Annotated in this window: 22 protein-coding genes; 11 read left to right on the forward strand and 11 right to left on the reverse strand. The window is 36.0% G+C overall.

Features of this window, described 5'->3' with window-relative positions; genetic code table 11:
- Positions 1–133: 133 nt before the first annotated feature.
- Entirely contained in the window at positions 134–610 is a 477-nt protein-coding gene (locus NG809_RS07335; RefSeq protein ID WP_262149372.1) for a lipocalin family protein, read from the reverse strand.
- A 146-nt stretch (positions 611–756) separates the two neighbouring features.
- On the opposite strand from NG809_RS07335, the gene NG809_RS07340 reads away from it, so the two are divergent.
- Together NG809_RS07340 and NG809_RS07345 are read left to right on the forward strand one after the other, a co-directional pair.
- Positions 757–1,509, forward strand: coding sequence for a glycosyltransferase family 2 protein (locus tag NG809_RS07340; RefSeq protein WP_262149374.1), 753 nt, complete (start codon positions 757–759; stop codon positions 1,507–1,509).
- A complete protein-coding gene (locus NG809_RS07345) occupies positions 1,509–2,135 on the forward strand; it encodes a deoxyuridine 5'-triphosphate nucleotidohydrolase (protein ID WP_262149376.1) in 627 nt (208 codons plus the stop codon). Before NG809_RS07340 ends, NG809_RS07345 begins: the two co-directional genes overlap by 1 nt.
- On the opposite strand, the gene NG809_RS07350 is transcribed toward NG809_RS07345, so the two are convergent.
- From NG809_RS07350 to NG809_RS07370, 5 genes are all read right to left on the reverse strand, one after another.
- Positions 2,127–3,413: a 3-deoxy-D-manno-octulosonic acid transferase gene (locus NG809_RS07350; RefSeq protein WP_262149378.1), complete on the reverse strand. Its 1,287-nt coding sequence runs from the start codon at positions 3,411–3,413 to the stop codon at positions 2,127–2,129. The two genes, NG809_RS07345 and NG809_RS07350, sit on opposite strands and share 9 nt — an antisense overlap.
- Positions 3,410–3,886 (reverse strand): DUF1648 domain-containing protein, encoded by a 477-nt coding sequence (locus NG809_RS07355; protein ID WP_262149380.1) that lies wholly within the window; start codon positions 3,884–3,886, stop codon positions 3,410–3,412. Before NG809_RS07355 ends, NG809_RS07350 begins: the two co-directional genes overlap by 4 nt.
- Positions 3,887–3,888: 2 nt before the next feature.
- Entirely contained in the window at positions 3,889–4,605 is a 717-nt protein-coding gene (locus NG809_RS07360; RefSeq protein ID WP_262152563.1) for a C40 family peptidase, read from the reverse strand.
- Between the two features lie 45 nt (positions 4,606–4,650).
- A complete protein-coding gene (locus NG809_RS07365) occupies positions 4,651–5,298 on the reverse strand; it encodes an O-methyltransferase (protein WP_262149382.1) in 648 nt (215 codons plus the stop codon).
- Between the two features lie 296 nt (positions 5,299–5,594).
- On the reverse strand, positions 5,595–6,428 hold the full coding sequence (locus NG809_RS07370) for an OmpA family protein (RefSeq protein ID WP_056035709.1): 834 nt from the start codon (positions 6,426–6,428) through the stop codon (positions 5,595–5,597).
- A gap of 94 nt (positions 6,429–6,522) precedes the next feature.
- Here NG809_RS07370 and tilS point away from each other — a divergent pair, with 94 nt between their 5' ends.
- The 7 genes from tilS (at position 6,523) to NG809_RS07405 (ending at position 14,998) form a co-directional block, all read left to right on the forward strand.
- Entirely contained in the window at positions 6,523–7,839 is a 1,317-nt protein-coding gene (tilS, locus tag NG809_RS07375) for a tRNA lysidine(34) synthetase TilS (protein WP_262149385.1), read from the forward strand.
- Between the two features lie 183 nt (positions 7,840–8,022).
- Entirely contained in the window at positions 8,023–10,089 is a 2,067-nt protein-coding gene (locus NG809_RS07380) for a protein-disulfide reductase DsbD family protein (protein ID WP_262149387.1), read from the forward strand.
- A 131-nt stretch (positions 10,090–10,220) separates the two neighbouring features.
- The gene (locus NG809_RS07385) at positions 10,221–11,768 is read left to right on the forward strand and encodes a T9SS type A sorting domain-containing protein (RefSeq protein WP_262149388.1); all 1,548 of its coding nucleotides are present in this window, start codon (positions 10,221–10,223) and stop codon (positions 11,766–11,768) included.
- A 122-nt stretch (positions 11,769–11,890) separates the two neighbouring features.
- Positions 11,891–12,409, forward strand: coding sequence for an ExbD/TolR family protein (locus tag NG809_RS07390; RefSeq protein WP_262149390.1), 519 nt, complete (start codon positions 11,891–11,893; stop codon positions 12,407–12,409).
- Between the two features lie 145 nt (positions 12,410–12,554).
- The gene (locus NG809_RS07395) at positions 12,555–13,337 is read left to right on the forward strand and encodes an alpha/beta fold hydrolase (protein ID WP_262149392.1); all 783 of its coding nucleotides are present in this window, start codon (positions 12,555–12,557) and stop codon (positions 13,335–13,337) included.
- Positions 13,334–14,173, forward strand: a complete 840-nt coding sequence (locus NG809_RS07400) for a hypothetical protein (RefSeq protein ID WP_262149394.1) — start codon at positions 13,334–13,336, stop codon at positions 14,171–14,173. The genes NG809_RS07395 and NG809_RS07400 overlap by 4 nt, the downstream gene beginning before the upstream one ends.
- 33 nt (positions 14,174–14,206) lie before the next feature.
- Entirely contained in the window at positions 14,207–14,998 is a 792-nt protein-coding gene (locus NG809_RS07405; RefSeq protein ID WP_262149396.1) for a patatin-like phospholipase family protein, read from the forward strand.
- A 153-nt stretch (positions 14,999–15,151) separates the two neighbouring features.
- Here NG809_RS07405 and NG809_RS07410 read toward each other — a convergent pair whose 3' ends face one another.
- Both NG809_RS07410 and NG809_RS07415 read right to left on the reverse strand, forming a co-directional pair.
- Positions 15,152–16,153 carry a DHH family phosphoesterase gene (locus NG809_RS07410; protein WP_262149398.1) on the reverse strand — a complete coding sequence of 334 codons (1,002 nt, stop codon included), beginning with the start codon at positions 16,151–16,153 and terminating at the stop codon, positions 15,152–15,154.
- Positions 16,154–16,196: 43 nt separating this feature from the next.
- On the reverse strand, positions 16,197–17,048 hold the full coding sequence (locus tag NG809_RS07415) for an HAEPLYID family protein (RefSeq protein WP_262149400.1): 852 nt from the start codon (positions 17,046–17,048) through the stop codon (positions 16,197–16,199).
- A 202-nt stretch (positions 17,049–17,250) separates the two neighbouring features.
- On the opposite strand from NG809_RS07415, the gene rpmH reads away from it, so the two are divergent.
- On the forward strand, positions 17,251–17,409 hold the full coding sequence (gene rpmH, locus NG809_RS07420; RefSeq protein WP_034701860.1) for a 50S ribosomal protein L34: 159 nt from the start codon (positions 17,251–17,253) through the stop codon (positions 17,407–17,409).
- A 127-nt stretch (positions 17,410–17,536) separates the two neighbouring features.
- Positions 17,537–18,247 (forward strand): cell division ATP-binding protein FtsE, encoded by a 711-nt coding sequence (locus tag NG809_RS07425; RefSeq protein WP_056035682.1) that lies wholly within the window; start codon positions 17,537–17,539, stop codon positions 18,245–18,247.
- A gap of 4 nt (positions 18,248–18,251) precedes the next feature.
- Here the strand turns inward: NG809_RS07425 and NG809_RS07430 are convergent, their stop codons facing one another.
- From NG809_RS07430 to NG809_RS07440, 3 genes are read right to left on the reverse strand one after another with little or no spacing between them, the layout of a single operon-like run.
- The gene (locus NG809_RS07430) at positions 18,252–18,950 is read right to left on the reverse strand and encodes a tRNA1(Val) (adenine(37)-N6)-methyltransferase (protein ID WP_262149405.1); all 699 of its coding nucleotides are present in this window, start codon (positions 18,948–18,950) and stop codon (positions 18,252–18,254) included.
- Positions 18,950–20,404, reverse strand: coding sequence for a sensor histidine kinase (locus NG809_RS07435; protein ID WP_262149406.1), 1,455 nt, complete (start codon positions 20,402–20,404; stop codon positions 18,950–18,952). Before NG809_RS07435 ends, NG809_RS07430 begins: the two co-directional genes overlap by 1 nt.
- The gene (locus tag NG809_RS07440; RefSeq protein WP_262149408.1) at positions 20,391–20,987 is read right to left on the reverse strand and encodes a riboflavin synthase; all 597 of its coding nucleotides are present in this window, start codon (positions 20,985–20,987) and stop codon (positions 20,391–20,393) included. The genes NG809_RS07435 and NG809_RS07440 overlap by 14 nt, the downstream gene beginning before the upstream one ends.
- Between the last annotated feature and the right edge of the window lie 37 nt (positions 20,988–21,024).

A 21,024-nucleotide genomic window follows, 5' to 3' on the forward strand; every position in this document is an offset into this window, starting at 1 on the left:
CGATGTAATTTTTAATCCTGATTCACAAAAATAATGATTTTAAAAGAAATAATACTTATAATAAACAATGCTTAAAACAAAAAATCTCATCCTAAGATGAGACTTTATATGGTAATTGAATATATTCAAAAAATTATTGCGGAATTCTTTTGAAAGAATAAGTCACTGTTTTAAAAACTGTAGGATCTGTTTTATCTTCAATCATCAGGTTCATAGCATCAGCATCCAGCCTTGTAATTTTACCTTTATCTGAAACAACAGTTCCCTGGTATTTAATTTCTATGGTTTTGGCACCTTTATCATAAATATACGAAAAAGTACGGTTTGACGTCTGTGTACACGTTACAGGAAGTCCTGATTCTTCAAATGTAGTACGGGTTCCAGACGAATTTTCTTTAAAAACCCATCTGCCTTGCTGCTGACAAGTGCTGTAAACAATCTGATCACTTACACCGTCGCCATTTGTATCAACCTCCGTTCTCACTTCGGTTAACGGTTGCCAGGTTCCTACTAAGGGAACTTCAGGAGCTGTATTTTCGTCGTCTTTACAAGCTGTTGTAGTAGTTGCAAACAGAGCTAATCCCGCAAATAATAATGCTAATTTCTTCATAGATCATTTTTTCAAGGCCTAAAATTATGATTTTTTTTAAATACTTTGTTATTTTTTTTCATACTTGGAATCATATTTTACATTTTCTTATCATTTTGGTTTAATTAAACACATTTTAAAAAGTTTATATTTGCAAAAAGTCGCAAATGCCCGAAATTTCCATCATTACTCCGTGTTATAATTCTTCAAAATTTTTGAGAGAAACGATAGACTCGGTACTTAACCAAACCTTTACAGATTGGGAATGGTTGATTACAGATGACTGTTCCAAAGACAATTCGGTAGAAATTATTCAAAGTATTTCTGATCCCAGGATTAAACTTACTGTTGCTGAAAAAAACGGTGGCGCAGGGCATGCAAGAAATATTTCTTTAAAAAATGCTTCGGGAAGATTTATTACGTTTTTAGACGCTGATGATTGCTGGAATCCTGAATTTTTAGAAGAGATGGTGACTTTTATGAAAAATGAAAATGCTGAGCTCGCCTACTCTAATTATGCAAGATGTGACGAAAATTTAAATCCACAAATTGAAGATTTTAAAGCAGACAAAACGGTAACTTTTCAAAACTTACTTAAAACCTGCAGACTTTCGCTTCTTTCATCAATGTATGATTCTGAAAGGGTTGGAAAGGAATATTTTCCGGAAGGAAGTAAACGGGAAGATCATGTGATGTGGCTCAATTTATTAAAGAAAATCCCTGAGGGAAAAGCTTTGCCGAAAACGATGGCAAAGTACCGCATGCACGCTACAAGCATTTCCAGAAAAAAACAGAATATTATAAAGGATCAATATTTGGTGTACAAGGATTTTATGAATTTTTCGACCGCTAAATCTCTGTATTATACTTTGAATTGGGCATTTAACGGATTTAAGAAATATTCAAAATTATTTAACTGATGGAATATTCTAAAGAATTTAAAGCTGCACTGAGCGAACTGAAACCAATAGAAAAAGACCGCTTAATTTTCAGATTACTGAAAAAAGATAAAATCTTATCGAAAAAATTATATTTTGAACTGATTGATACTGAAAATGCAGATCAGAAGCGTGATGCGATGGAAGAGCACATCAAAGAAAAAGTAGAATTTGCTTCTAAATACATCAGCAATCAAAAGTATTTTGTGGTTCTCATCAGAAAAATCAGTGCTGAGATTACGGAGCATGTGAAAGTTACTACCGATAAATTTGGTGATGTTTCTTTAAATCTTTTTCTCATCAATCAGATTTTAGAATCCAATGATAAATTGAGCCGACAAAGGTTCAATGACATTTATAAACTTTACCTGTATCTTATTAATAAAGTGGTAAAATCTCTTCTTCTCATCAAAAAACTGGACGAAGATTACTGGATGGAACTGGATGAAATTTTAAATGAACTTCACGATAAAATCACCTCAAATGTTTATCTTGAAAAACTTTTCATCAACAACGGAATAGATTTTAACTGGCTTACCATCGAAAAAATTCCCGATCATTTTGATTTAATTATTAAAGATATCAAGAATCACGGATTTTTAAAGTGAGAGAATTTTCTGAATAATCAATTCTGAAGAGTGTGGTTTTTCACTGACGAATTTTGATGCATTTCCTGACATTTCGCTCAACAAATTTTCATTCTTAACGAGTTTTAAAATAAAATCTGCCGCTTCTTTTTCTGTTTCAAAAGATTTTCCGCCATTTGCTTTGATCAAATCATCAGCTTCAGGATTTTTCCGATACTGATTTCCGAAAATTACAGGAACACCGAAAGTTGCTGCTTCAAGAATATTGTGAAGTCCGGAATCATGAAAACCACCGCCAACAACGGCGAAGTCGGCATACGAATATAATTTTGAAAGCAGGCCGATGCTGTCAATGATTAAAATGCTGGGTGATGGATGCTGGATGAAGGGTGTTTGCAATTCGATTGATGAAATGTTGGATGAGGAATTCTGGATGCGGGATGTCTGCAATTTGCTGTATAGAATTGCGGTTGGAAAAATTTCTTTTAAATTTTGAACCCTTTTTAAATCGTGTGGAGCGATAATGAGTTTTAAATTTTTATTTTTTTCTGAAATGATTCTCGCTATTTTCTCTTCTGCCTGCCACGAACTTCCGAAAACAATTGTCTTTCCGCCTGAAATAAACTCTGCTATAAAATCAACGTGGTTATCCTTGTTTTTAATCTGTTTTACACGGTCAAATCTTGTATCTCCGGTCACAGAAGATTTTTCGAGGCCGATACTTTTTGCCAAAACATAAGAATGTCTGGTCTGATGAAAAAACCAATCAACATTTTCTTTCAGTTGTTTCACAAACCATTTTCCGTAAGATTTAAAAAAACTCTGTCTTTCATAAAAGAGTGCCGAAACTACAAATATTTTCGCATCGTTTTCTTTTAACTGTCGCAGTAAATTATACCAGAAATCATATTTTACCGTAAAAAAAAGTCTGGGTTTAAAAGCTTTCAAAAATTCTTTTATATCTGAATTTCTGTCAAACGGAAGATAGCAAATAGCATCTGCAACCGTGTTTTTTTTAATTACATTTTCATAACCCGACGGTGAAAAAAATGTGACTAATATTTTATAATCCGGAAACTTTTCTTTGAGCTTTTCCAGAACCGGAAGACCCTGTTCGCATTCTCCAAGACTTGCGGCGTGCATCCACAACACCTCATCATCAGGAGAAAATTTAGATTTTATGATATCCAAAGACTGTTTTCTTCCTTCAACGCCTTTTTTAGTTTTAGCATTGAAAAGAGCGAAAATCTTCATTCCGAAGATCATCAGACCGACAAAAATGGTATATAAAAAACTCAATTTTTCAGATTTAAAGTTTCTCTCCGTGCTTCTTTTATCATTTTAAAAATATGAAATCCTATGGTAAAAAAAAGCAATACCAACAGGAAAAATACTGCGTTGGACATTTCAGTTAACTTGCTTTGTGCGATAAGGATGCTTTCCACAACCGTATCAGCAAGCAAAAGAAGGATGACGAAAAGTAAACTGTAAGCAAAAACCTTTAGCTTTTCTTTATTTCTGAAGCTTTGCGGAACATTCAGCATCGGTGATTCCGGATTTCTTGGGATTCCTGCCAAAAGCAAAAAAAGGAATGATCCGATTACAGGAAGAAACCAAATGGTATTTTTGTGATTTTCCCCGTTAACCGTCCCATTGACTGCAAAGTGTGTAGGCACAATTTCCGGCAGATTTGAATAGGAAAAAATGGTGAAGCCCCAAATAAAGCTCAACAAAAGGATGCTCGCAATAAAAAAGACTGTGGACAATTTCATTTTTAGATCAGTTTCTTGATGACACGAAGTTTGTGCGTATGCTGATTGAGTTCTTTATTAAAAATCCCTGAAGAATCCAAAGTATCAATTCGCACTTTTCCTGATGCGTGGATGATTTTCTGGTTGTCAAGCATAATTCCGACGTGAATAATTTTTCCTTCGGCATTCTCAAAAAATGCCAGATCGCCCATCTCACTTTCTTCCACAAAAGTAAGCGACTCGCCCACTTCCACCTGTTGTGAAGCATCACGGGGAAGTTTTATATCATGAATTTTAAACACCAACTGCGTAAAACCTGAACAGTCGACTGCAAAAAAGCTTTTTCCACCCCACAAATAGGGAACATTAATGAATTCTTTCGCCGTGAGAGCAATACTTTCCCTCAAATTATGACTTCGCTTGGAGGCTACCACAGGAAATTCAACCTCAGAGCCCATTGAAAGTAGTGTTTTGCCGTCTTTCATCAGTACAGAAGAAAAATCTTCGGTAACTACTGTAACTTTTCTGTTGGCTAAATATTCATCAGAAACCGTTTTGATTTGCTTGGTATCCATCCAGCCTTCATAGCCGTCGTAGTGCATTTTTATTTTGGTCCAGTTTTTATTGACCTCCAAAATATCGGCACTTTCACCGAAGAGAATCTCGGTTACAATCTCTGCTCTATCTGAATTTTCTGCCCGCACCGGCGCCACAGTTACTGTACAAACTCCTTTGTTCATCATTGAAAGGTTAAAATTTTAAGGTCGGGATTTCTCTTTCTGAAATTATTTTCTTCTCAGAAAATTTACTCCGTCACGCAAAGGTAAAATAAGATTATCAAAATCTTCGTCCTCCGCTACCAAATCATTCAGTTCTTTGATGATTTGGGTAGATTTCTGCTTAGGATTTTCATCTAAAACTTTTCCGTACCACAAGACATTATCAAAAAGAACTACAGATCCTGATTTTGTTTTTGGTTTTATCAGCCTGAAATATTCTGCGTAATTTTCTTTATCGGCATCAATAAAAACAAGGTCAAACACCTCATCAGTTTCTTTTAAAAATTCTTTGGCATCCTGAATTCTAAAATCGATTTGAGACGAAAATTCACTTTCAGCAAAATACTTTTTCGGGAGATAGGCCAAATCTTCGTTCACGTCTAAAGTTGTAATTTTTCCACCTTCTGAAAGTCCGTCTGCTAAGCACAACGTTGCGTAGCCTGTGAAAGTTCCTATTTCCAGAACATTTTTCGGATTGATCATTTTTGAGATAATGCTTAAAAGCCTTCCCTGCTGATAGCCGGAAATCATGTGAGGCTGTGTGGTCTTCTGATATGTTTCTCTTCTCAGTTTTTTCAGAATTTCAGGCTCCAGAGATGCGTGATCTTCCAGATACCTGTCCATTTCAGGGTGTTTTTCTTCGAAATAACTCATGTTAAAATTTTAATAATCTAAGTTCTTAAAATCTCTTTACGAAATTTTTTTTATTTAAAATACCGTAAAAATACGGATTGTATATGTAAAATAAGGCTTGTACTTTTGACACATCAATGATATAGGTAAAAATACTGTATTAAAGGTGATGAAAAAAAATAGACAAGGGTTCACAAACCTGCAAAATTTCCTCGATTACATTTTCAGCTTGATTGAAAGAGAAAATGTGGTTTAACTAAATTAAAAAAAGATCCCGACAAAATCGAGATCTTTTATTTTTTTTAAGCTGTAAGCAGTTATTTTTTTGGAGTAATATCCATCAGTTTCATAAACTCATCCAGCTTCGGCATGATGATAATTTCCGTTCTTCTGTTTTCAGCTCTTCCGGAAACGCTCATATTGGTCGCTTTAGGATTGTACTCAGAACGTCCACCAGCCGTGATTCTTGCAGGATCAACACCAAATTGTGTCTGCAGAACTTTAGCAATTGAAGTACCTCTCAATGCAGAAAGATCCCAGTTGTCTCTCGGTAAGCTTGAAGAATTCAGAGCCACATTATCTGTGTTACCTTCGATCAGTACAGAATATTTGTCGTAGTCGTTGATTACTTTAGCCACTTTACCCAAAACTTCCTGAGCTGCAGGCAACACGTTGTAATCCCCTGTTTTGTACAACATTTTGTCTGATAATGAAATCATTACCACGCCTTTAAGAACTTTCACCTGAACATCCTGATCAGTTACGTTATCCAAAGATCTTTTCAGTTTGTTTGATAAAGCTAAATTTAAACTGTCGTTTTTAGCATTTGAAGCGATCAGCTGCTTGATGTAAGCATTTGAAGAATTGATTTCTCCCACCAATTTGTCAATATTTGCAGAACTTTTACCTGAATTTGAAAGACAAGCATCCAAAGAAGACTTCAAAGCATCATGCTGACTTTTCAATAAATTGTTTTCGCTAGACAGGCTTGCATTTTGAGATTTCAGATCCTGAATTTCTCTTTGTCTCTCTCCGATGTTTTCGATACACTGCTTGTAATTTGAACTTAAAGCTTCGTACTGTTTTTTACTCACACACGAAGTCATTCCCAAAACTACAGCAGAAGCTGCTAAGATTTTAAAAATTTTCATAACCAATTTTTTTTAATTTTTAAGATAGCTCCAAAGGTAGAAAAATTCAATTAAATGGTAAATGCTATCTTTGTTAAGCCAAAACTTTCTGCAAATGCTGAGCCTAAAATCGGTGCAATCTAAAATTTTAAACCTCATTCCGGAATTTAAAACTAAAAAATATCTCTTAGCAGTGAGCGGAGGTTCCGATTCTATGGTTCTGGCGCATATTTTCAGAGATTTGCAGCTTTCATTTGAAGTTGCACACATCAATTATAAACTTCGGGGAAACGATTCAGATTTGGATCAGAAAACTGTAGAAGACTTCTGTAAAAATTTTAATATTAAATTTCATTTATACAAAGTTTCAGAGGAAAATCAGAAGCCAGAAAACTCTGTTCAGCTTTGGGCAAGGGATTTGAGGTATAATTATTTAAGAAAAATCCAGAAAGAAGAAAACATTGACTTTCTGGTAACAGCGCATCATCTGAATGACCAGCTTGAAACATTTATTATCAATCTTTCAAAAGCTTCAGGTGTAAAAGGTTTGAGTGGAATTCCATCGAATGAAAATCAAATTCTGAGACCACTTTTAGACTTTAGCAAACAGGAAATCTATGATTTTGCGAAAAAAAACAAAATTGAATTTCGTGAAGACCTTTCCAATCAGAAAAATGATTATTTACGGAACAGAATCCGAAATGAAATCACTCCGAAATTGCTGGAAACGAACGAACATTTTCTTCATAATTTCGGTAAAAGTTTAGATTATTTAAATCAAACCAAAAATTTTGTCGAGGAAAAAATCACTGAAATTGAATCTAAAATCATTATTTCAAATCCAAATCATCAAATTTTATCCAAAGAAAAACTGGCGAAAGAATCTGATTTTGTGAAATTTGAGATTTTGAAAAAGTATGGTTTCAATAAACCTGAAGAAATTGCTAAAATGTTCTCAGCTGAAAACGGAAGCTCTTTTTTCTCCAAAACCCATCAGATTACTATTCACAGAAACGATTTAATTCTCCAAAAAACAGTTGAAAATCAAAACAAGAATAAAGAGGAATTGATTTTAATTGAAAATTTTGACTTTACTGAAAACCATTTCACTTTAAATCTCGAAGATAAAATTGAAAACAAAAATGACTTGTCAAATAGATTCAGTTGGAGCTTCGATGCTGAAAAATTAAAATTTCCTCTGAAACTCAGAAAGCAAAAAGATGGCGACGAATTTTTCCCTGTGGGATTTTCGGGCAAAAAGAAGATTTCTAAGTTTCTCAGGGACGAAAAATTGTCTAATTTAGCGAGGCAAAAAATCTGGCTGCTCTGCGATGCCGAAAATTCGGTTTTGGGAGTGATTCCAATTCGACAGGACAGAAGATTTGCCACAAATGAGGATACGAAAAATATTCTCACAATCGATAATAAGTAAAAAGAAGAGAAAGATTTGAAACAGTAAGTTGCTTCAGTGTTCAGGATTTTAAGATTAATGTATATCGAATAGAATTTTAACAAATTTAAATTTCAGACATCTTAAAAAGCATTGAAACACGAAACGCAACTTATCAGTTTTAATTGTTTCAAAATATTTTCTCTCAAAAAATCAGAAGTAAAAATGAAATTCAGAAGTTGGTTTTTATTCACGCTGTTATTCCTTGCAACAGCGATCAACGCACAGATTAAAGATCCTGTAAAATTTAAATTTTCCATCAACGAACTTGGCAACAACGAGTACGAAGCTGTACTGAACGGAACCATTGAAAAAGGCTGGCATATTTACTCAAGAGACATTCCTGAAGACACGGGAATTCCGACAGAGTACAAAGTTTCAGGGAAAAACATTGAGCTGATCGGTAAATTTATTGAAACCGGAAAGAAACATTCAGAATTTTCTGAAGCTTTCGGCGGAACGATCGTGTATTACTCTGATGCTGCCGGATTTAAACAAAAATTCAAACTTAAAGACGGTACGAAACCGGCTGATGTGGTCGCTGAAATTATGTATCAGACTTGTGATGACAGGGTTTGTCTGGCTCCGAATACATTAGAATTTACCAAAAAAGTTACACCAAAAGGAGCGACGGAAGTAGTTACTGATGAAAAAACTGTTGCAAAAGACTCTTTAAGTCCAGTCGTAGACACTTTAGAAGAAAACGCGACTGCAACAAAAACTACTGTTGCCGCTGCTTCAAAACTTGATCCTAAACAGCTGAAAATTCCATCAATCGATATCGCAAAACCTTTAACAGACTGCGGAATCGGCACCAAACTGGAAACAAATTACTGGAAAATTTTAATTTTAGGTTTCATCGGTGGATTGATCGCTTTATTGACACCATGCGTGTTCCCAATGATTCCGTTAACGGTATCTTTCTTTACAAAAGGAAATAAAAATCCTGCAAAAGGGAAAAGAGACGCTTTTGTTTATGGATTTTTTATCTTACTGATATTTGTTTTATTAAGCGTTCCATTTCATTTAATTGATGGAATTGCAGGAAATATTTTCAATGAAATTTCTACCAACGTCTGGCTGAATATTTTATTCTTTGTCGTATTCATATTTTTTGCAGGAAGCTTTTTCGGGTACTACGATATCACTTTGCCAAGTTCCATCGCCAACAAATCTTCGAAAGCTGAGGAAGTAGGCGGAATGATTGGTATTTTCTTTATGGCTCTTACCTTGGTGATCGTTTCTTTCTCCTGTACAGGACCTATTTTGGGAAGTATTTTGGGAAGTATTTTAAGCGACAATTCGGTAGATATTCCTACGGTTCTTACCTTTGCTTTGGCAGGTTTCGGTTTGGCTTGGGCGATTGTGTTTGGTCTTTTGGCATTGTTTCCTCAGGCTTTACAAAGTCTTCCAAAATCCGGTGGATGGATGAATACGGTAAAAGTTGTCTTAGGATTTATTGAACTGGCATTAGCCTTAAAATTCCTTTCAAAAGCAGATTTGGTTTCAAAAACATTCTTTATCAAAAGAGAATTGTTCATTGCTATCTGGATCATCATCGCAATCGGTTTGGTAATCTATTTATTTGGTTTAATAAGATTTCCACATGATGATAAAAAACCGAAAATTTCACTTGGAAGAAAAATTCTTGGGGTTTTAGGAATTGGGTTTGTAGTTTATTTAATTCAGGGATTAATTCCTGCCGAGCGACCAAAACTTCAGCTTTTAAGCGGAATTTTGCCTCCTCTGAATGTAAGTTATTTCCACGACGAAAAAGACGGAATTTTAGGAATGCATCCTGAACACGATTTCTTTAACGCAATCGAACTGGCAAAAAAAGAAAACAAACCAATTTTAATTGACTTCACAGGTTATGGTTGTGAAAACTGCCGTAAAATGGAAGAATTCGTATGGAGCGAACCGGATATTTTACCGATTCTTCAGAACGATATTGTGCTTGCTTCTCTTTATGTGGACGACAAGGAAGAACTTCCTGAAGATCAAAAAACCAAGATTGAAATGGGAGACGGACAGGTGAAAAAAGTAAAAACCATCGGAGACAGATGGAGTTTATTTCAATCCGTGAATTTCAATAACAATTCTCAACCTCATTATGTTTTGATTACACCTGAAGGAAAGGTCATTAACACACCGGTTTCAGGATATATGGATAAAAAAGATTTTAAAAAATTCCTTGAATGCGGAGTGAATTTTTATAAGAATAATAAGTAATATTTTCTAAATATTTTATTGAAACTCATGTCGAAAGGCGTGAGTTTTTTGTTTTCTAATCTGAAAATATAAGGCGAATTTCATATTAATAAAAATTTACTAAATTTGGTAATCAACACAAATTCAAGCGTATGAAATTTAAAATCTCTACTTTTTTATTCATTTTATTTTTCTTAACAGCCAAAAGTCAGGCTCCGAATATTCAGTGGCAAAAGGCTTTCGGAGGTTCTCTTAACGATGCTGCCTACTCTGTAGCCCAAACTCCCGACGGAGGCTACATTATAGCAGGCACAACAAATTCTACTCAGGGAAATATAACTGTAAGTCATGGAAATGATGATTTTTGGGTAGTAAAAACTGATGGGTCGGGAAATTTACAGTGGCAAAAATCATTCGGCGGAACAGGTAGCGAACAGGCAAGATCTGTAATAACAACTGCAGACGGTGGATACATTGTTGCCGGGTTTACCAGCTCAAATAATGGGCATATTACATACAACCGGGGATCAAATGATTACTGGGTGATAAAACTGGATTCCACAGGAAATTTACAATGGCAAAAAACCTACGGCGGAGGTGGTAATGATATGGCAAACTCTATCTGCCAGACCTCTGACGGAGGCTATATTATTGCAGGGGCTTCTAATTCAGTTTCGGGAGACATTACCAATCCTAAAGGTGATAATGACTATTGGATTGTAAAAACAGACGCACTGGGAAATCTTTTATGGCAGAAATCTTTAGGCGGAGACAATAATGATAAAGCAACAGAAATAAAGCAAACCAAAGATGGCGGTTATATCGTAGCAGGAGACAGCAGTTCATCAATTGGAGACTATTCTACACCAACTTTTGGCTTTAGTGACTTTTGGATTGTAAAAATCTCGTCAACAGGAAACATTATTTGGGAAAAAAGATATGGTGGCTCCCAAAATGATTTCGCACACTCAGTAAAACCTACTTCAGATGATGGTTTTATTGTGGCGGGAAATACATTTTCTGTAAACGGGCATATTTCAGGGAGCATTGGGCCAAGTGATGCCTGGCTGATCAAGTTGGATCAATCAGGAAATTTGCAATGGGAAAAATCTTTGGGAGGACAGACTTATGATGCTGCAAAATCAGTTATTCAAACTTCAGACGGAGGTTATCTCATCGCAGGAGACTCTGCAGCAACAAACGGAATCCCATCGGGTAATAATGGTACAATAGATTTTTATGTTGTAAAACTTAACAGTACAGGAAATGTTATGTGGCATAAGTGTCTTGGTGGTGACAATACAGATTTTGGAATGCAGATTATTCAAACCAGCGACGGCGGAGCTGTAATTGTGGGGGAAGCCCACACTTTCAACAACGGGCAGGTAACCGGAAGTTTTGGCGGGAAGGACTTTTGGATGGTAAAATTAACAACAGTTCTCAGTACAGCCGAGGTTTCAGATAAAAGCAAAATTTCAGTTTATCCAAATCCCGTGAAAGACTTTTTACATCTTGAAAACCTGCCAAAAAAATCACTAATCACAATCTCAGATATTTCCGGAAGAAAAACAATGTCTGAAAAAAGTGCTGATTCAAAAACTGTTATTGATGTTTCAGATTACAGTTCTGGAATTTATATGTTACAAATTGAGAATGGTGGAAAACCTCTTTTCAGCGAGAAAATTTTCATCACAAAATAAAGATAATAAGACAAAAATTTAATTTCACTAATAAATCTACAAAAATTACAATATTTAGGTATAAACTTTGCATTCAGCTCTACTATATTCCACATTTTTATTAACATTAAATATCTGAAATTATGGCTGAAGTGATTACACCTGAAAAACACGGAAAACGCAGACCCAGACAAACTTCTATCAGAGTTGATATGACACCAATGGTTGATTTGGGTTTTCTTTTAATTACATTTTTTATGTTTACCACCAATTTTACCAAACCCAATACGATGGATGTAAAATTGCCGGCAAAAAGTACTGACGGAAAGACAACGGAAATCAATGAGAAGAACCAGATTACTTTTATTTTAGGTAAAAACAACCGCGTTTTCTACCATCAGAGCAGTGACGGAAAATTGAATTCAGGCAACCTGAAAGAAGCTGAGATCAGCGACACCAGCATCGGAAACCTTATTGACACAGCACACAAAAATGCGCCGGCTAAGGAGAATTTCACTGTGATCATCGAGCCTACAGACGATGCTAATTATAAAAACTTCGTAGATATTCTGGATAATGTATCTTCAACTCAAAAGTACCGTTACGGAATTTCAAACATGAAATCCTGGGAAAAGAAAGTCTATGATGAGATTCATAATTAAAAAATTCTAAATATTATTCTGCCGTAATGCCCTTTGCATTGCGGTTTTTTTATTTAATTTTGAGAAACTGATCAATGAAAGCACCGACTGCGTAAACACATAAACGGTTTAAGTTTTGATGCTAAAATGAGATAAATTAAACACTATGCTGCACTTCGAAAAAACAGGGAACGGAAAAGAAACTTTGGTTCTTCTCCACGGTTTCATGGAAAACACAACCATTTGGAATGAAATGGAAACATCGTTATCAGACCAATTTTCTCTTTTAAAAATCGATCTTCCGGGTCATGGAAAATCTGAGATTCTTGATGAAGTTCAGACCATGGAAATGATGGCAGAAGAAGTGAATAAGGTATTGGAAGATCAAAATTTAGGTAAGATCCATTTGCTTGGTCATTCGATGGGAGGCTACATTTCTCTTGCTTTTGCTGAAAAATTTGCTGAAAAATTAAAAACTTTGACCTTGTTTTTCTCAACATTTCTGGAGGACGATGCAGAAAAAAAAGAACAGCGTATTAAAAGCTACAGAATCATCAAAGATGCCTTTCCACATTACGCAAGAGCCGGAATCCCCAATCTTTTCAACCCAAATGAACGAGATGTTTTAGAAGGCAAAATAGAAACCGCTTTAGAGATTGCACTTTCCACCAACAACCTCGGAGCTCTGGCTTCTGTGAAAGGTATGGTGGCAAGAACCGATAAAAAACATATTCTTGAAAATTCAGATATCAAAATCCTAATTCTCGCCGGAAAACACGACAACGCCGTAAAAACAGAAGCATTACTTAAAAATCTTCCGGACCGAACCAATATAAAATCATACATCCTTGACTGCGGACACAACGGCCATTGGGAAAAACCATCAATATGTGCCGAAATTATCAATACAGAACTGCTTCATCATTTGCCTAAAAATTTAGTTTTATGAGATTAACTGTTTTGACTATTGCAGTTGCACTGTTTTTTACTGCCTGCAAAAAAGAGGTTTCATCAACACAGAATTCTTCAGCAAGCAAGACTGCACAGAAGGATTCAACTGTCATGGCTTCCAAAGAACATGATTCAGCAAGCAGTAATGAAGCAAAAATTGAGACATTTGATTTTGTGACAGAACTCTGTACCAACAAAGGATATTTTGATTCCAATACATATTCACGAAAAGAAATTGAAGGCACTTACCAACTGTGGTTTAACAGCACCGCTTTTGATGTCAGCACACCTTCGGTATTCAAACCGGATGATCTTTATAAAGTAAGACGTGAAAAAGATCTGATTTTGGCGAAATTAGATTCAGATTATTCTAAAAATAAGATCGCACTTGAAAATTTAATTGTTGTCAATACACCTTACTGGCAAAACATCAAAAAAGCACATCTCGCAGAGCTGAAACAGGATTACGAAAAAAACAAACTTCAGATTACAGCATACAGCAACCCTTCAGTTCTTTTGAATAATTTTTTCACAAAAAACTGTCAGAACTTTGCCAAAGCCCTAAATGGTTCCAACGAAGAAATCATGGCGGAATGGCGGAAACTTCGTGAAACGATGAGTAAAAGAAATGGAAATCCGCAGAAGGTCATGGCTGACTTTGAAAGAAATTCGCAATCTATAGACTGGAAAGATTTTGCCATTGCAGATCTAATCACTTTCGGCTGGGGAAACTGCGCAAATGATGATGTAAAAAGACCTTCGCACGATGAAAAGATGAATAAAGAATTTGATGCTTTATTTACAAAAATTGATTCCGAATGTGATGAACCGTAAAAATCTGTATCTTAGTTACTCTTAAATTTATTCATGGGATTTTTTTCTATCAAAAAAAAGAAACCGGTTATCGGTCTTACTTTATCCGGCGGAGGAATGCGCGGAATTGCCCACATCGCCGTCCTGAAAGCACTTGAAGAATACAATCTGAAACCGGATATTATTTCAGGAACCAGCGCCGGCTCTATCATCGCAGCGTTTTACTCCTACGGCAAAACTCCGGACGAAATGATGGAAATTGTAAGAAAAACCACTTTTTTTTCACGGTCATTCTTAAGACTTTCCAAAAACGGAATTTTCAGTTCAAATTTTATCCTTAAACTTTTCACCGATTATTTTCCTGAAGATGATTTTAAAATTTTAAAAATCCCTGTCTATGTTGCCACCACAGAACTTACGCACGGCATTGTAGACTTTTTTTCTGAAGGTGAACTTTTCGGACCTTTGCTGGCCTCCTCAAGCGTTCCCTTTGTACTTCCTCCCGTGAAAATGAACGACAGAATCTACGTGGATGGAGGTGTTTTGGATAATTTACCGATTGAACCCATCGTTGATAAATGTGATTTTCTAATAGCCTCCCACGTCAATTCTATCAGCTACGACAGTCTTGAAAACATGAGTTTAATGAAAGAATTCGACAGAATTTTACACCTCGCCATCGCCAAATCGGTGTATGCTAAAGTGAATTCATGCGACATATTTTTAGACCCTCCGAAGATGACGAAGTTTAGTCTTTTCAATAAAAAATCTCTTGATATCATGTTTGAAGAGGTGTATGAATATACATGTAAAGAGCTGGAAGAAAAGGGGTATAGGAAGATTTAGGTTGAGGTTAAGGTTGAGGTTAAAAACCCACCTTTCTCCGGAGAACGAAAAAACTTGTAGCTAAATAAAATCAATTCCAGCGAAGCTCTGTAGGAGCGACACCTTCTTTTATTTCAACAAATTTTTAATTGATTTAAATAATTAGGTTTTGTATTAAAAACCTTCCTCTCCCACTCTTTCTTTGAAAGTTTCAATCGTATCCTGCAAGGTTTGAAGAGATTTACCTCCGGCTGCATTGATGTGCCCGCCACCATTGAAATATTTTCTCGAAAACTGATTCACATCAATTGCATCTTTACTTCGGAAAGAAATTTTAATGAAATCTTCATACAGATCTTCCATGAAAAATGCTGCCATTTTTACACCGAGAATACTGAGTCCGTAATTTACAAAACCTTCGGTATCACCTTTCTGGAAGCCATATTCTTTCAACTCATTTCTTGTGAGATACAAAACGGCAACGGTATCATTTACCACTTCAATTCTTCCTAAAATTAAAGCCAAAAGCTGCAGACGTGTAATCGTATTCGTATCCCACGTATTTGAAGTGATCAACGCAGGATCTGCTCCTTTTTCAATTAAATTCGCAACAATTCTATGCGTCGTCGCACTTGTAGAGCGAAATCTGAAACCTCCTGTATCAGTCATTATTCCAGTATAAAGACAATCGGCAACTTCTTTATTCACCAGATTTTCATCACCCATCGCCTCAATAAAATGATAAATCATCTGGCAGGTTGCAGGAATAATGGTATCTGAATATACAAAATCAAAATTTTCCGGTTGCTGATGATGATCAATCAGAATCTTTTTAGCCGTCGCTTTCGTCAGCCAATCGCCCAAAATACCGATTCTTGAAGGAGAATTGAAATCAAGACAAAAAATTACATCAGCCTCAAAAACCAAATCTGCCGCTGCTTTCCTTTTATACTCGGCGATAACATTTTTCTTAGCATCGGGCATCCACTTTAGAAATTTAGGAAAATCGTTTGGTACCACAACCTCAGCAGAAATTCCTTTCGCAGCAAGGTAATGCTTCAGCCCTAAACTTGAACCGATTGCGTCACCATCCGGATTGTAATGGGTAAGAATAACGATTTTGTTTTCAGGGGTTAAAAGATTTTTGATTTCTAAAAGCTCTGCAGGTGTAAACATTTTCTAAAAATTTGAGTTTCCAAAGATATGTTTAATTTGTCAATTAACTTCCGGTGGTTTTGTGTTTTGGTTCATAAATCAACCTGAGAAATGAGCTGAATCTCTGATCTTCGCGGTTAAGCGGAATGCCCGTAACGATTCCCACCATCGTGTTGTCTGTAATACCTACCCGCATCTGCGGTCTGATGGTCATATCAAAATCACCGTTATGTATAGATTTATTGAATTCCACACCAATAAAATTTCGGGTACCGGCAATCATGTAATGAAAATTTGAATTAATTTCCCACGATGTATGTGACGGCGAACTTTCAAAACTCTGATGCACAACGGGACCCGTGTATAGAAGCGTATGGAAATTATTCCCCCAGCGTTTTGCAGCAACGAAAAACGGATTAAAAATATTTCCAGTGAAAAACTTTCCTTTTCCGTAATTTTTAAATTCAGTCATCTCGAATTCATGAATATAACCCACCGCCATACTTGTACTGGAAGCTTCTGAAACAAGAAAAGTATACTGTGCGGCCAGTTTGAGACCATTAAGTTTTGTGCCTGGGCTGTCTGCCGAAGAATAGATACTGAACGGCAATTCCACCTCAAGACCCAGACGGTTGATGGGTGCCCACTCATACTCTACCAAAGCTTCGTATTTATCAAATTTATTGTTGTCGATAAGACCGAATCCCAAATTCCACTCCCGCTCCCCTTTTCTTGCCCCTAAATCACGAATAAGGTCGATGTAGAGCGGCTCCGCGTGTAACACTTTAAACGGTTTATGGCTGTCTTCCACCTCATTGATATAAATACTGTCTTTGTACTCATTCTCATTTTCTGTCTGAGCTGAAAAACAGACAGAGTGAAAAGCCAAAATTAAAAAAGCAATTCTTCTGATCATTGTGTTGAAATTTTTAAAAAAGTTTATAATCTGTGGCAAATATAATAAAATGCAGATTTTTGGGTTTGTCTGATCTTAAAAACGAGGAATTTTTCATATTAAATATTTCAAAAAAAAAAGCACATTAGTTTGTTAGATATAAAAATTTATATATCTTTGCAACCTGAAAAATAATAGATAATTACGCTTTAAACATATAGTAATGAGTAAAAGAACATTCCAGCCATCAGAAAGAAAGAAAAGAAACAAACACGGTTTCAGAGAAAGAATGTCTACGCCAAACGGTAGAAGAGTTTTGGCTGCGAGAAGAGCTAAGGGCAGAAAGAGTTTAACTGTAAGTGCTGCACGCGCTAAGAGATAATTCTTTATTATCATATACAAAACATGCTTGAAAATTATCTTTTCAGGCATTTTTTGTTGTTAAATTTTACTAAAATTCTGCAAAGTAAAATTTCTTTTTATTATTTTTAAAATCTCAAAACTGAAACATGCCACATAGCAACATAACGGGAGAAGACATCATCAATCTGCAGCACGCAAAGATTGCGCAGAAGAACTTTACGGTTTTATCTGATGTAAATTTAAATATTAAAAAAGGAAGATTCTGCTACCTTATCGGAAAAACAGGTTCGGGAAAAAGCTCTTTGCTGAAGACGCTTTATGGGCACATCCCTTTGGTAGGCGGCCATGGTGCCGTTGTAGGATTTGATCTTGCAAAACTCAGAGCTTCAGAAATTCCCAATCTGAGAAGAAAACTGGGAATTGTATTTCAGGATTTCCAGCTGCTGTCTGACAGAACAGTTGAAAAAAACCTGAAATTCGTACTCGAAGCTACCGGCTGGAGTGATAAAGCAAAAATGGACGAACGCATCAACGAAGTATTGAACAGCGTAAATATGAAGAGTAAAAAGCACAAAATGCCTCACGAGCTTTCCGGTGGAGAACAACAGCGTGTTGCGATTGCCAGAGCTCTTTTGAATCACCCTGACCTGATTTTAGCAGATGAGCCAACAGGAAATTTAGATCCTGAAACATCGAACGAAATCATGACGCTCCTGAAAAAGGTAGCTGAAGACAATCACGCTGCTGTTGTAATGGCAACACATGACTATCACATGATTCAGAACTTCCCTGGAGAAGCAATCAGATGTGAAGACGGAAAAGTTTCTGTGCTGGATACCGCAGAATTATTCGAATAAGAAATTATTTATTCTTAAAAACATGAAACTCTTTTGTGAGTTCAAGATATTGGTCCGAGTATTTTCTCGGACTTTTTTCTATCACAAAATCTGATTCCACAAATTCAGTTTGATTTAAAGAAAATTCAAGAATCAATCTTTTTGTTTTAGAATTTTCTATTCCCTTGATGTTGATTTTTCGGTTTAGGAATAGATTATTTTCTTGAGAAATTTCAACAAAATAATCTCCAGTTTCAGCCGGAATTATGACTGAAAAAATACCATTTTCCGAAAGCAGTTCTCGTGATTTTGAAATTAACTGATCGAAATTTAGTTCTACAGTCTGTCGTGCAATTTTGTCTTTTTGAGAATCAGATTCTTCAAAATAAGGAGGATTTGAGACAATTAAATCAAATTTATCTTCGCTTTCAAAACTTTTTAAATCCTGATGAATATTTTTTAATCTTGAATGAAAGGGAGAGTTTTTAAAATTAACCTGAGTGAGATGAACAGCTTCTGCATTAATGTCAATACCTAGAAATTCTGCCCGTGAATTTCGTTGAGCCAACATTAACGAAACCAAGCCCGTTCCTGTCCCAACTTCCAATACTTTTGAAGCACACTCTACATCGGCCAAAGCGCCCAGCAAAACACCGTCTGTCCCCACACGGAATACGTCTTCTGACTGTTGAATTTTAAAAAGTTTAAAACGAAAGGGTTTCACTAAAGATTGGTAGGTAAAGTAATAATGAATGTTGCGCCTTTTCCGACTTCAGATTTTACGGTGATTTCTCCTTTATAATCTTCAATCATTTTTCTCACCATCGCTAGTCCAAGACCCATACCGCTGTTTTTTGAAGTAAAATTTGGCTCAAATATTTTTTCAAACATTGCAGGACTAATTCCTACCCCGTTATCCTGTACCGAAATAACCACACGGCGCTGGTATTGCTCAATATCAATATTAATCATCATTTCCCGCTCATCACTTCTTGCCTGCGTGGCATTCGTAACGAGATTGGTAATGATTCTGGAAAGGTAAACCCTGTCCATATTAATCATAATATTATTTTTATTGGCGTGCAGATAAATAAGATCATCATTGAAGACGCCTAGTATATCGTTGATTTCAGAGTTAAGGTTGATGACCTCATTATTTTTCTCCGGAAGCTTGGCAAATTCCGAAAATGCTGAAGCGACAGTTGCGATTACGTCGATCTGATCGACCATTGTTTTGCTGAGCTGCTTTACTTTTTCTGTAATATTTGGATCTTGTGGGTCAAATTTCCTTTCAAAATTCTGAATAGTCAGCTTCATTGGTGTTAAAGGATTTTTAACCTCATGTGCCACCTGTTTTGCCATCTCCCTCCACGCTTCTTCAGATGCCTTAAATCTAAGCCGCTCTTTCTGATCCTGAATCTGTAGAATCATCCGATTGTAAGCTTTTGCCAAGGCATTAAGCTCATCATTTTTGTAGTATTTGATTGGACGCATTTCGTTCTCAAACAAGGTGATGCGCGTAATCATATCTGTAAATTTGGTGATGTTTTTCGCAAGATTATTAGACATCACCCAGCTGAACCAGATGCTGAAAACAATCAGGATTAAATCTACGATTACCATGTACAGTAAAAACTGATGCAGAACATCAAGATAAGCAGATTCATTGTGATACAAAGGAATATACATGATCCCGACCGGCTGCAGATTATTGTTGTTTAACAGCAGATAAGAAGAGGTGTAGACAGCATCTTTTCCTGCATCATAACCCCGAACATCATATCTTGTTTTATCAGCCAGCATCTTATTGACGATAGCCAAAGGAATTTTTTTCTGCTCCACAAGACTTGAATCACGGCTGGAAAGAAGATAATTTCCTTTTAAATCGTAAATAATTACATCATGTTTATTGATATCCGCAATTTCAAAAGTTCTGTTACCTAAAACCCGTTTTAGATCATCGGTATTTACATTTTCCAGACTCAGTGCATAGTCAAAATAAGCCATTACGGTATTGGTCTTATTCTGCATATCTGTACGGCTTTGCTTCAAAGCATTATTCCGCAAAACAAAGTAAGGCACCAGAGACGATGCTGCAACGCTGAGAAGACAGACAAAAAGAAATCCGAAGAAAAACCGGTTCCTGAGGCTGTATCCTTTGTACTTATTTAATGGCATTCTTTTGTAGAAGTTTAGCTATATATTTACCTATAATATCAAATTCCAGATTGACTTTATCACCTGTTTTTAAAGAATTCATATTGGTAAATTCCCATGTGTATGGGATAATAGCCACCGAAAATTCGAGATCATCGCTTTTTGCAACCGTTAAACTGATTCCGTTTAAAGTGATTGATCCCTGAGGCACAGTAACAAAGTTACCTTCTGAATTATATCTTACTGTAACAAAATAACTGCCATCCTTGTTTTCAATTCCGGTAATTTCGCCCGTTTTATCCACATGTCCCTGCACAATATGCCCGTCTAGACGGCCATTCATCACCGTACAGCGCTCCAGATTAACCACAGAGCCCACTTCCCACATTCCTAAATTTGTTTTTTCTAAAGTTTCATTAATAGCAGTAACCACATATTTTTCACCTTCTGTTTTCACTACCGTGAGACAACATCCGTTATGCGCAAGGCTTTGGTCGATTTTCAATTCGTGAGTAAAAGGACAAGATAATGTAAAATCAATATTGCCGCCGTTCCTTTCTATTTTCTCTACAACGCCTACTGCTTCAATAATTCCTGTGAACATATTATTTTTTGCTAAATTTGTAAAATTATAATCTTCA

Source organism: Chryseobacterium foetidum (assembly GCF_025457425.1).
Taxonomy (GTDB): Bacteria; Bacteroidota; Bacteroidia; order Flavobacteriales; family Weeksellaceae; genus Chryseobacterium; species Chryseobacterium foetidum.